Source organism: Haloarcula sp. HT12 (assembly GCF_055271655.1).
This window is the reverse complement of the sequence record NZ_JBUXKW010000004.1, coordinates 166,713-178,547: the sequence shown is the minus strand read 5'-3', so window position 1 is coordinate 178,547 and position 11,835 is coordinate 166,713. Positions and strand designations below refer to the sequence as shown.

Annotated in this window: 9 protein-coding genes; 5 read left to right on the top strand and 4 right to left on the bottom strand. The window is 64.3% G+C overall.

The genetic code is table 11. The features are described 5' to 3' along the window. The first annotated feature begins 87 nt into the window (after positions 1 to 87). From ACY9XZ_RS13955 to ACY9XZ_RS13945, 3 genes are read left to right on the top strand one after another with little or no spacing between them, the layout of a single operon-like run. Positions 88 to 660, top strand: coding sequence for an ArsR family transcriptional regulator (locus ACY9XZ_RS13955; RefSeq protein WP_463457628.1), 573 nt, complete (start codon positions 88 to 90; stop codon positions 658 to 660). Between the two features lie 8 nt (positions 661 to 668). Next, positions 669 to 2,423 carry an Nramp family divalent metal transporter gene (locus tag ACY9XZ_RS13950; RefSeq protein WP_463457627.1) on the top strand — a complete coding sequence of 585 codons (1,755 nt, stop codon included), beginning with the start codon at positions 669 to 671 and terminating at the stop codon, positions 2,421 to 2,423. After that, positions 2,411 to 2,857, top strand: a complete 447-nt coding sequence (locus ACY9XZ_RS13945; protein ID WP_463457626.1) for a hypothetical protein — start codon at positions 2,411 to 2,413, stop codon at positions 2,855 to 2,857. The genes ACY9XZ_RS13950 and ACY9XZ_RS13945 overlap by 13 nt, the downstream gene beginning before the upstream one ends. 35 nt (positions 2,858 to 2,892) lie before the next feature. On the opposite strand, the gene ACY9XZ_RS13940 is transcribed toward ACY9XZ_RS13945, so the two are convergent. Together ACY9XZ_RS13940 and ACY9XZ_RS13935 are read right to left on the bottom strand one after the other, a co-directional pair. Then, positions 2,893 to 5,937 carry an FAD-binding and (Fe-S)-binding domain-containing protein gene (locus tag ACY9XZ_RS13940; RefSeq protein WP_463457625.1) on the bottom strand — a complete coding sequence of 1,015 codons (3,045 nt, stop codon included), beginning with the start codon at positions 5,935 to 5,937 and terminating at the stop codon, positions 2,893 to 2,895. Positions 5,938 to 5,957: 20 nt separating this feature from the next. After that, on the bottom strand, positions 5,958 to 7,736 hold the full coding sequence (locus ACY9XZ_RS13935) for an L-lactate permease (RefSeq protein WP_463457624.1): 1,779 nt from the start codon (positions 7,734 to 7,736) through the stop codon (positions 5,958 to 5,960). 586 nt (positions 7,737 to 8,322) lie between these two features. On the opposite strand from ACY9XZ_RS13935, the gene ACY9XZ_RS13930 reads away from it, so the two are divergent. Continuing rightward, positions 8,323 to 9,063 carry a ThuA domain-containing protein gene (locus ACY9XZ_RS13930; protein ID WP_463457623.1) on the top strand — a complete coding sequence of 247 codons (741 nt, stop codon included), beginning with the start codon at positions 8,323 to 8,325 and terminating at the stop codon, positions 9,061 to 9,063. A 92-nt stretch (positions 9,064 to 9,155) separates the two neighbouring features. On the opposite strand, the gene ACY9XZ_RS13925 is transcribed toward ACY9XZ_RS13930, so the two are convergent. After that, complete coding sequence (locus tag ACY9XZ_RS13925; protein ID WP_463457622.1) at positions 9,156 to 9,698, bottom strand: hypothetical protein; 543 nt, start codon at positions 9,696 to 9,698, stop codon at positions 9,156 to 9,158. A 243-nt stretch (positions 9,699 to 9,941) separates the two neighbouring features. Further along, a complete protein-coding gene (locus ACY9XZ_RS13920; protein ID WP_463457621.1) occupies positions 9,942 to 10,520 on the bottom strand; it encodes an FAD-dependent oxidoreductase in 579 nt (192 codons plus the stop codon). A gap of 113 nt (positions 10,521 to 10,633) precedes the next feature. On the opposite strand from ACY9XZ_RS13920, the gene ACY9XZ_RS13915 reads away from it, so the two are divergent. Further along, positions 10,634 to 11,674, top strand: coding sequence for a zinc-dependent alcohol dehydrogenase family protein (locus ACY9XZ_RS13915; RefSeq protein ID WP_463457620.1), 1,041 nt, complete (start codon positions 10,634 to 10,636; stop codon positions 11,672 to 11,674). Positions 11,675 to 11,835: the final 161 nt, after the last annotated feature.

Here is an 11,835-nt window from a genome sequence, read left to right as displayed (position 1 = left end):
TCAGGCGCTGGACGGGTCCAGACCGTTTGCTCCCGGATCGGAGTTCTCTGCAGAAAAGTCTATTACATACGACTGTAATGGCTACATATGAGCAATACCGCGGACGATGGTCGGGCCGACAGGTCGCCACCGTCCACGGCAGAGTTCACACCGGAGCGAGTGCTCTCGGTGTTTCGAGATCGAGCGGATCAGGCGAAGCCGTTGACCGCAACCGATGTGATGGACGCGCTCGGCTGTTCCCGGAAAACGGCACACAACAAGCTCGACATACTCGTGGAACGAGGGGACCTGGAAACGCGGAAAGTCGGCGCACGGAGTCGGGTCTGGTGGATCCCGTTCTCCAAGCTCGTCGCCTCGGGCACGCAGTCACAGCAAGAACGGGAACCGCCGGTCGAGCACAGTATCGCCGACGCGGACCTCCCGGGGACGGGGGAGGTACTCGACGACAGACGTGCGGCGCTGAAAGCTGCATACGACTACCTCCGTGAAAACCCCGACACCGATGCAGGGAAGCTCATTACCGAAGTGTTTCAGGAGCATCCGGCGGGCTACAAAACCGCTGACGAGTGGTGGGACGCTATCGGGCCCGCGCTCGAGGACCTCCCACAGATCGACCTGGCTGCCGACCACGAACACGTCTGGCACTACGTCGGTGGGTGAATGCACCGATGCCAGAGGAAAAACCGACGGAACAGTCGGAGGTAGCGGAAGACGCGGAGTCGGAGACATCGGAAGTGTACGCCTCACTCAAAGAGCAGCGCTATCCGATCTCCTCGTACACCCCGGTCGCGTACGAGAACCTCGAAGCGGCACCGGAGACCGACGACTACCCGGATACCGGGTCGGGCGGTCGGTTCAGGGAACTCACGCTGCCGAAGGTGCCGAAACTTCGCCACGTTGTCGGTCCCAGCGCGATCATGCTTGGGGCGTCACTCGGGAGCGGTGAGACGCTGTTCTGGCCGCACCTGGTCGCCAGCTACGGGTGGGGACTGTACTGGCTGTTTCTCGTGGCCGTCTGCCTCCATTTCGTCGTCAACACGGAGATACAGCGGTGGTCACTCGCGACCGGTGAGAGCGTGTTTCGTGCCTTCGAACGGGTCCATCCGGTCCTCCCGCTGGCAATGCTACTCGGCGGATTCGTCAGTCTCGGCTGGCCGGGGTGGGCTGCAAGCGCTGCACAGATCGGGGCACAGGGACTTGCACTCGGCACGTACGACCTCGCCGGCGTCGAGGTCGTCGGCTGGCGACTGTTCGGCATCGCGCTCATGGTGTTCATCTGGATTACCTACCAGGTGACGCCGCTGATGTACAACGTCGTCGAGAGCCTCCAGCTCGTCCTGGTAGCGCTGTCTATTGCGTTCACGCTGCTGCTGTTCGTCCTCATCGGATCGGTCGACGTGCTGGTCAGCGTCCCGGGGAGTCTCACAGAGGTCGGCGACTACTCGCCGGTCGGGACTATCGCCGTGCTGGTCGGGGCGTTGGCCTACGCTGGCGCGGGCGGCTACCTCAATCTCTCACAGAGCCTCTGGATACGCGAGAAGGGCTACGGGATGGGGCGATACCAGGGCCGGATCAAGAACCCCTTCGCCGGCGACGATCCGGAGACGGTCCACGAGGACGGGTTCACGTTCACCCCGGACACGCAGAACCTCAAGCGGTGGCGTGGCTGGTGGCGCGTGACGCAGCTCGAACACCTGTTTACCTTTCTTCTGGGCCTCCTGCTCGTCACGACGATGCTAGTCGTCATCGCGGTGTCACAGGCACCGGGGGCGACGAGCGATGCGGTCGATATGTGGCTCATCGAAATCGCGCCGTCGGTCGGCGGGTTCGCGACGAGCGTCATCTACGTAACGCTGTTTCTCGCCCTGTTCACGACCGAGTACGCGATCATCGAGTCGTTCGTCCGGAACAGCTCCGACATCATCTACGAGCTGTACGGTCGGGACGCGGGCTGGAGCCTGCCGCGGCTGTTCTGGGGACTGCTGACCGTCTTCTGTGGCTGGGGCGTGCTCATCCTCACCCTCCCGATATCGATATCCGATCCCTTCGGGCTGCTGGTCGTCGGCGCGGCGATGTCCGGACTGTTGATGTGGCCCTACATCGTCATCGTCCAGCTCGTCAACACGGTCCGGTTGCCCGAGCACACGATGCCGGGCTGGGGCCGCGTCGCCGCGATGTGGGTCGCTGCAGCGTTTTTCGGCTACTTCAGCGTCCTCCTGATCGGGACCGGGCTGGCGACACGGCTGGGGCTGGGGACGTTTGCCGTCCGGACCACCATGCTCGGGAGCGCACCGGGCGGGTACGCTCTCTGGGCGATCTATCTGCTCGTACAGGGATATACGATGTATCGGGTGGCCCGGGCGAAAGTCGCGGCGGACGGGACGGTCACTGAGGCCGCCACCGCAAAAGGGTGGTTCTCGTGACCGACGAACTCCGCGTCCACCTGCATTACACGATGCGTGGCTCGTATCCGCTCCGGCTGCTCGACGTGTTGTTCTGTACGGAGCGGGCCTACTTCGTCGAGTACGGCTACCTGACGCCCGTCGATCTGCTGTTCGGGTCGCCGGACCAGCAGGCCGCAGCGTTCGCATCGCAGGTGGCAAAAGAAGGCGTGTCCGCAGCCATCGAAACCGCCGAGGAGGTCGAGACACAGCCATACGACGCCCTCTACAGCGTCGACATCCACTCCGGCGGCCGGGTCGGTCGGCCGAAAATCACCGCCAAGCCCCAGGCTGGCTCCGCGACCACGGTCAGAGTCCACGGCCGGTTCGACGTCGAGCCGTTCACACAGGCGCTTCGGTCGACAGTGGACGGATACGACGTTGCGGTCAGACAGCGGGACGGTATCGGAATCTGACGCCGCCGCTCGGAAGCCCGTCAAACGCGAGCGTGCTACTGTAGCGCCGCCGCGACCATCTCGATGGGATGTGGCGGCTCCGTGTCGCCGTCACCGAGGTCGTCGAGTTGCGACCGGCAGGACGCGCCGGGCGCGACGACCTGCTCGGCCGCCGAGTCGTCGATCTGTCCCAGGAGGAGGTTCGCGATGGCCTCGCTCATCGAGTAGTGTTCGGCCTCGTAGCCGAAGGAGCCGGCCATGCCACAACAGCCCGAATCAAGCGGGTCGACGGCGTAGCCGGCCCGCCTAAGAACGCCGACGGCGTGGTGGTCTTTCTTCGTCGCTTTCTGGTGACAGTGGCCGTGGTACGCCAGCGAGTCGCCCGGTTCGTCGAAGGAGATGGCCTCCCCGAGCCGGAACGTGTCGAGATACTCGCAGACGCCGTACGTGTTCGCCGCGACGGTGTCGACGTCGTCGCCCGACAGCAAATCCTGGTAGTCGACCTGGTACATGACCGCGTCGGAGGGTTCGATGGTGACCACGTCCCAGCCGTCGCGGATGCGCGGTGCGAGGGCGTGGACGTTCGCCTGTGCCGTCTCGCGGGCGTGGTCCAGCATACTCTTCGAGTACGCCGGACGACCGCTGTCGGTCACGTCGTCGGGCACTGCCACGTGGACGCCCGCCGCTTCGAGCACACGCACGGCCGCTTTCCCGACATCGGGGTGACTGTAGTTCGTGTACGGATCGGCGAGCACGAGCGCCTGTCGGTCGGCCTCGGCCGCCGGGACCTGTGCCCCGCCGCGGTCGGCCCACCAGTCAGTGAACGTTGTCCGGTGGAAGGCGGGCAACGTGCGCTCCCCCGTGATACCGACCGTCGCCTCCATCAGGCGGCCCGAGCCCGGCAGGTCCATCAGCCAGTTCGACACCGGGGCGAACGCGCTCCCGAGCGAGAGCACCGTCTCGACGTTGGCGAACAGTTTGTCCCGCAGCGAGATCCCTTCACGCTGGTGGTGTTCGTGGACCACCTCGGCTTTGAGCTTCGCCATGTCGACGCCGCTCGGACAGTCCTTCTTGCAGCCTTTACAGCCGATACAGAGGTCCAGCACTTCGGTAACGAACTCCTCGTCGAAGGGATCGTCGGGGAGGTCACCGTCCATCGCCGACCGGAGCATATTCGCCCGGCCCCGAGTGCTGGTGATCTCCTCCTCGGCGGCGCGGTAAGTCGGACACATCACGCCGCCCGTGGTCTCCTGGTGGCCCGTACAGCCCGCACAGCCGTGACAGAGTTCGACCATCCCCTGGAACCCGTTTTCGTTGTCCCAGTCGAGCGTGGGTTCGAAGCCCGCGTCGAACTCGTAGTCCGGGTCGTACCGGAGATTTTCGGCCGGGTCGTGGTCGCCACAGATGTTGCCCGGGTTCAGTCGCCAGTCCGGATCGAACGCCGACTTCAGGTCGCGGAACGTCTCCCAGAGGTCGTCGCCGTAGAGTTTGCGGTTCCACTGGGTACGGGCGCGACCGTCGCCGTGTTCGCCCGACACCGACCCGTCGTACTGAACGACGAGGTCCGTGATAGCGTCGGAGATAGCTTCCATCGTCTCGATACCGTCCCCGGATTTCAGGTTCAATAGCGGCCGGATGTGCAGGACGCCGGGGCCGGCGTGAGCGTAGTACGAGGCGAAGGTGTCGTGCTCGTCGAACAGCTCCCGGATGTCGGCGACGTACTCCGGGAGGTTCTCGGCCGGGACCGCCGTGTCCTCGACGAACGGCCAGTGCTTGTCGTCGCCGGTCCGCGACAGCAGAATCGGCAGCCCGGACTTGCGCATCTTCCAGAACTTCGCCTGCCGATCCGCGTCGTAGGCCTCCAGCGCGTCGACGGCGTTGACCGGGGCGTCGGTGACCGAACCCGCCCCGTCGCTCGGCGACTCTCTGGCGTCGTAGCCCGGGAGCCGGTCGGCGAGCAGGTCGGCGACCTTCTGTGCGCCGTCCTCGGCCGAATCCGCGTAGAACTCGACGAGCAGCGTCGAATCCGTCTCCTCGGGGAGCATGCCGACGACATCAGCGAACTCAGGGGTCTCCGCAGCGAGGTCGAGGAGCACGTCGTCCATCACCTCGACGGCCGAGGGGTCGTGGTCGAGAATCGGAGCGACGTCCCGCATCGCCGAGATGATATCGTCGTAGGTCAGCATCGCGACGGCTGTAGCGTCGGGGACGGGTTCCAGCGAGACCGTCGCTTCGGTCACGACGGCCAGCGTCCCCTCGCTCCCGGCGAGCAGTCGGGCGAGGTTGACCTCGCCGCGCTCCCTGGCGCTGTCGACCAGTTCGTCCAGATTGTACCCGGAGACGTTGCGTTTGAGATCCGGATATCTCGCGTCGATCTCTTCGGCGTCCTCTGAAAGGATCTCGGCGACTTCGGCGTAGATCCGGGTTTCGAGGTCGGCGTCCGGGCCGGCCTCGGCTACTCGCGCTTTGAGCTCATCGACGTCGACCCAGCCGAAGGTCGTCCGGGTACCGTCCGCGAGAACGACCTCGCACTCCTCGATGTAGGCGTCGGTTTTGCCGTATTTCAGCGAATGTGCGCCGGTCGTGTTGTTCCCGATTGCACCGCCGAGGACGCTCTTATCGCCCCACGCGGGGTCCGGCGCGAACTTCAGGCCGTGCGGTTCGAGCCGGTCGTTGAGTCGGGCGATGGTGATGCCGGCCTGTGCCCGGGCCCGCCCGGCCTCCGGGTCGACTGACAGCGTCTCGTCCATGTGCCGTTTGAAATCGAGGACGACCGCCTCGTTGACGGCCTGCCCGGCGAGACTTGTCCCGCCGCCCCGAGGGAGCACCGGAATATCCTCGTCTGCGCAGTACTCCATCACCGCGACCACGTCATCGGTCGAGACCGGCGAAACCACACCTATCGGAAGCTGTTCGTAGGCGCTCGCGTCCGACGCGAACAGCTCACGGGTGTAGGTGTCAAAGCGGACGTCGCCGTCCACACGGCGCTCCAGGGCCGCCACCAGATCCGGCCGGTGGACGCTGTCGCCCTGGTAATCGTAGTTCGCACTCGGGGCCGCCGCCGGATCACGCTGTTCGGGGGGTCGGGAATCGTATGCCATGAGTAGGAAATGAGAGAGTGTTAGAACGCGCCCGGTGCCACGACGTACACCAGGATGAGCGTCAGGATGCCCGTGAACACGCCGTAGTACAGCACCGGTATCAGTTCGAGACGGATGACACGGCCCTCCTCACCGATGAGTCCGACCACCGTGAGGGCGGCGACCACGTTGTGGATCGCGACGAGGTTACCGATTGCGCCGCCGACCGCCTGTGCGGCGACGATAATCTGGGTCGGGGCACCGATCTGCTGGGCCGCCTGGAACTGGAACAGCCCGAACAGGATGTCGCTGACCGTGTTCGAACCGGCGATGAAGGCACCGAACGCGCCGATGAAGCCCGAGAAGAACGGGAACATCTGGCCAGTGCCGTTCGCCGTGATCTCCGACAGCAGGCCGAGCATTCCGGCGTCGATCGGCGCGGCCTCCAGCACCACGGCGCTGCCGGTCCGCTGCATAATCATGACCGTGGCGACCGCGAACCACAGCGCGACGACGGCCGGCGCGATGTTCCGGAGCGCCTCGCTCCAGGAGGCCTTGATGCCGTCAGCGTCCATCCCGTGGAGCGCGTACGTGATCACGGCGACGAGGACGAAGAGGCTCCCGGGGAGATAGAGCATCTCGACGCCTTCCGAGAACGGCGTTCCGAGGATGTTACTCCACAGGAGGACGCCGTTTGTCGACAGGAACTCCTGGATCGGACTGACGACGCGAGTCACGACGAGCAGCGCGGCGACGAGAAGGTACGGCAGCCAGGCCATGCCCAGCGACATGTCCTGCGAGTGGGATTCCTCGAACGACGCGGTCCCACCATCTGCCGCGACAGTTCCCTCTCGGCTCCCGCCCGACGCGGTGCCGACACCCTCTCCGGGCTCGATGCTACCGATCCAGTGGTCCGGCCACTGGTCCTGCGGGCCGAAGTCCCACTCCTCATCGGGGAGGAAGTATCCGGCACGAAGCGTAGTCGTGACCACCAGCAGTCCGACCATCGCCCCCAGCAGGCCAGGGAACGTCGGGCCGAGGAAGTACGCGGTGGCGACGTACGGGATCGCGAAGGAGGCCCACGCGAACAGGCACAGCGGCAGGACTTCGAGTGCCGGTTTGAGAGACCGTTCCTCGCCGAAGAAGCGCGTCATCATCGCCACACCGATGAATGGGATGGCGATGCCGACGATCGCGTGGATGACCGCCGCCCACACGCCGATCTGGGCGACGTACGCGCCGACGCTCTCGAAGCCACCCTGCTGGACAACTTGCTGTGCTGCGCCGGTCCCCTCCGCGAACACCACGTCGCGGAGTCCGATAATCAGCGGCGTGCCGACCGCGCCGAAGGTGATTGCGAGGATGTTCCCGGTGAGCGCGACGACCACAGCGGCCAGCGGCGGGAAGCCCAGGCCGACCAGCAGCGGACCGACGATGGCCGCGGGCGTCCCGAAACCGGCCGCCCCCTCGATGAACGACCCCATGAGGAAGACGAGCAGGATGACCTGTACGCGCCGGTCGTCGCTGATCGAGGAGAAGCCCGCGTTGATGACCTCGAACGCGCCGGACTGTTTCAGCGTGTACAGCAGGAGTATCGCACCGAAGACGATAACCAGGATTCTGGTCGCTGTCAGCGCACCGCGTATCGACGCGGCGGCGATGAGTCGGGGCGACATCTGCCAGCCGACGAAGGCGGCGATAGCCGCCACCGCCCATGCGATAGGCATCGTCCGTGTCGCGGGCTGGTACAGCCCGACCATCAGCACCGCAATCGTCGCCAGCGGCAGCAGCGCCAGGAGCACCAGTGTGTGTTCAGACATGGGTGCTCACTCCCGGTATTCGTTCGTCCGGAGCTGTGCCAGTACTGTCACCGACTCCGTCCGTCGGGTTGAATGGTCGCGGTCTCATCCCGAGACCACCTCGGTACGCGGCTCTATCGCTCGAAACCATCCGATACGTCGGTTTCTGGTCAGGTGCATCAATCACCTCGTTTAGCAGGGAGTATTTATACCTATCTACTGTTTACATAATAGTCTACCCAGATTAGCTGGAGAACGGGCGTGTGAGGCGTTGATAGCGTGAATATCGGGACCTATTCTGTCCGAACGGTGGAAAACGGGTACAGTCGTGTGTAACCGGGATAACGGCCGTTTACGCCACGATTTCAGTCGTGTGTACTCTTACTGGAGGCCGGTACAGTCGTCTGTATTCGTCGGTTTCAGGGCGAAATTCACAGGCACGTGGACATAGCTGGGAACCGGGTCGTATCGCCGTTCAGAACGGGGGGTCCCGGAGCACCATTCGGCAACCGCTGGCGCGCGGTGGAAGCGAACCGGCCATCACGCCTCCGGTCGTACGGATTGCCGCTTGGCGAACGCCGTTACGGCGGAGGTGGAAACCACGAGTATGACACGCGTCACTGTCTGGAATGAAAACGTCCACGAGCAGGAACACGAAGCGGTCGCGGACCTGTACCCCGACGGGATTCACGGCGCTATCGCCGCAGCACTCGACGAGCGCGGGTTCGACACGGAAACCGCGACACTACAGGAACCCGAACATGGCCTTACCGAAGACGTACTGGCGGAAACGGATGTCCTGACCTGGTGGGGGCACGCAGCACACGACCAGGTCGACGACGAGGTCGTCGCCCGCGTGAAAGAGCACGTGCTCGACGGCATGGGACTCATCGTCCTCCACTCGGGTCATTACTCGAAAATCTTCCGCGAACTGATGGGGACGACCTGCAGTCTGAAGTGGCGCGAGGCAGCCGAGACCGAGCGGTTGTGGGTCGTCGAACCCGGCCACCCCATCGCCGACGGCGTCGACGAGTACATCGAACTGCCGGAAACCGAAATGTACGGGGAACGCTTCGATATCCCCGCGCCGGACACGCTCGTGTTCAACTCCTGGTTCGAGGGTGGCGAGGTGTTCCGGTCGGGATGTTGCTACCGTCGCGGCGCGGGCCGGGTCTTCTATTTCCGCCCGGGCCACGAGACGTATCCGATCTACCACAACGAAGACATCCAGCAGGTCCTCGCAAACGCCTGCGAGTGGGCCGCGGCCGGTGACGGCCCCGAACCGACGTTTGGCAACGCCGACCCGATTGAAGCAATCGATCAAAGCGACGACCGGTCGGTCCACTAAGTACGGCGCGGAGTTTAGCGGCGTCGTATGTGACCCAAATCACCGTAAATATTCTAGTACATCGTATACACACGGCGATGGGCCGCAGACACTCATTGCGGGAACGCGGGCTGCGGTTTCTCCCGCCATAGTTCACCGTTTCCCAGATGGTCGATATCGAGCTGCAATCCGGTCCGGAGCGCCGATTCGAGGTGATCGAACAGCGAGTCCAGTGAGGTATCGACCGGCGACAACACCCGCCACCGGTATGCGCTGTCGGCACGTTCGGATTCGAAGACGACGCCATCGCCGATGTACTCAGTGACGATAGCGGGCACGGCGCAACAACGGTCGGCCCGGTCGTGGTACGTGTACACAGTCCGTGCGGTCGGTTGCCGGTCGAGAACCTGATACTCCCGCGTCCCGGAACAACAGTGCTGGTTGAGCCGCTCGTTACAGCGACTGTCGTCGAGAAACACGTCGTCAAAGGCCGAGATGGCGTCAGCGGGACCATCGACGTGGTCGATTCGCCACATGGCGTTTCCGGTGACGGTACACGTCGCGTTCCGGAGTCGTAGCGTGGGATACTCCCGAAACAGGTCCATCACCGGGTCGGTTCCCGAAGTGAACCTGACGGTGAACTCGAACTCCTTCACAGGGAATCAGGTTGTTCTGTGGTACCATAGTGAATCAGTCGATAATTCGATCAGCCGGTCTGAGATACCGAAACGGACACAGCGAGACGACACAGCCACTAATCCCGCGGATTACGTACCTGCTTATCAATGACAGGACCGAGCGGGCTGGGCATCGGCACTGTCCCTTCTCGCCAGTCTCGTACCGATAAGACGGTGTTCGAGGGTTAGCAATGGGATAGTCGGCGCAGAGCCGACGCAGGGTTACTCCCCTGTGCCGAACAACGCGTCCGCGTCGGCGGGCGTATCGAAGTCGTGGAAGTGCTCCCCTTTCTCCTTCGTGAGAATATTCAGGGCCGCCGCCGCGCCGTCGCCAGCGGAGATGACGGCCTGCCACTCCTCGGCTCTGACCATGCCCCCCGTCGCGTAGGCGTCATCAACGCTCGTTTCCATCGTCACGTCCACGTCGACGACATCCTCGTCAGTCATGTCACAGCCCAGGGATTCAGCGAGATCACGGTTCGCACCCGTCGCGAGGACGAGATACGTCGCTTCGTGCGTGTCCTCCTCAGTTGTGACCTCGAATCCGGCATCGGTTTGTCCCACGTCGGTCACTTTTGTGCCCTGCTTGCGGTCGACGCCGAAACTATCGACCTGGGTCCGGGCCGTCTCCATGAACGCGGACCCGTCCTGGGAGCCGATCCCGAGGTAGTTGAACAGGTGTGCCTTGTGCATCCAGGTCCCGTCGGTGTCGAAGACGGTCGTTTCCAGGCCGTTCTTCTGCGTGAACAGTGCGGCACTCAGGCCGGCGGGGCCCCCGCCGACGACGAGAACATCCGTCATGGTCCCGTACTTCTATCCCCCCAGTGGTAATTGTTTCCATCCAATAAATACGGCCGGGCGGATGTGACAGACGGCATGGGAACGGTTTTCCACAGCCGACCCGAATTGAGCGCATGCGCGCAGCCATCTACCGTGGCCCCGGTGAGATCACCGTCGAAGAGGTTCCCCGTCCGGAGATCGAATCGCCGACCGACGCCATCGTCCGCGTGACCCACACCGCGGTCTGTGGGTCCGACCTGTGGTTCTACCGCGGCCAGAGCGACCGGGAGGAGGGGTCCCGCGTCGGCCACGAGCCCATGGGTATCGTCGAGAAAGTCGGCGACGACGTGCGCTCAGTCGAGCCCGGCGACCGGGTGTTCGCCCCGTTCGTCATCAGCTGTGGTCGGTGTGAGTTCTGCCGGAAGGGGCTGCACACCTCCTGTGTCAACGACGACTCCTGGGGCGGCGACAACGGCGGCGGCCAGGGCGAGTACGTCCGGGCGACTGAAGCCGACGGGACGCTCGTCCGGATTCCCGACCGCCACGCCGACGACGAGGACACCCTGGAAGCGATTCTCCCGCTGACCGACGTGATGGGGACCGGCCACCACGCGGCAGTGAGCGCCGGCGTCGACGAGGGGGACACCTGTATCGTCGTCGGCGACGGGGCTGTCGGACTGTGTGGTGTGCTCGCGGCGCGACGCCTCGGGGCGGAACGGATTATCGCGATGGGGCACCACGAGGATCGTCTTGAACTCGCGGAGTCCTTTGGCGCGACGGAAACCATCGCCGCCCGTGGGCAGGACGCCGTGGACGCGGCGACCGATCTGACAAACGGCGGTGCGAACCACGTTATGGAATGTGTCGGTGCGGCCTCGGCGATGGAGACCGCCATCGACGTCTGTCGCCCGGGTGGGACCGTCGGCTACGTCGGCGTCCCGCACGGGCTCGACGACTCCGGGTTGGACGTGTTCTCGCTGTTCGGCGACAACATCGGACTCAACGGCGGCGTGGCACCCGTGCGTGCCTACGCCGACGACCTGCTTGCCGACGTATTGCAGGGCACGCTCGATCCCTCGCCGATCTTTACGAAAACGGTCGACCTCGACGGCGTTCCCGAGGGATATCGGGCGATGGACGAACGCGAGGCGATCAAAGTCCTCGTCAAGCCGTAGATCGGATCCTCTACTCCTCCGAGTGCTGTGTATTTTCTCGGGGAATCCCGACTACGCGAAGGGCGCGCACCGAGACATCACGACGCCAATCCGTATCAGTCCTCGCCAGCTGGAGCGGCGTAGCCACACGCCGGACAGTGCTGTCGCTCGGTATCGAACGA

Coding starts and splice junctions, on each gene's coding strand:
- ACY9XZ_RS13955 (WP_463457628.1), top strand. CDS start 88: ATGAGCAATACCGCGGACGATGGTCGGGCCGACAGGTCGCCACCGTCC.
- ACY9XZ_RS13950 (WP_463457627.1), top strand. CDS start 669: ATGCCAGAGGAAAAACCGACGGAACAGTCGGAGGTAGCGGAAGACGCG.
- ACY9XZ_RS13940 (WP_463457625.1), bottom strand. CDS start 5,937: ATGGCATACGATTCCCGACCCCCCGAACAGCGTGATCCGGCGGCGGCC.
- ACY9XZ_RS13935 (WP_463457624.1), bottom strand. CDS start 7,736: ATGTCTGAACACACACTGGTGCTCCTGGCGCTGCTGCCGCTGGCGACG.
- ACY9XZ_RS13930 (WP_463457623.1), top strand. CDS start 8,323: ATGACACGCGTCACTGTCTGGAATGAAAACGTCCACGAGCAGGAACAC.
- ACY9XZ_RS13920 (WP_463457621.1), bottom strand. CDS start 10,520: ATGACGGATGTTCTCGTCGTCGGCGGGGGCCCCGCCGGCCTGAGTGCC.
- ACY9XZ_RS13915 (WP_463457620.1), top strand. CDS start 10,634: ATGCGCGCAGCCATCTACCGTGGCCCCGGTGAGATCACCGTCGAAGAG.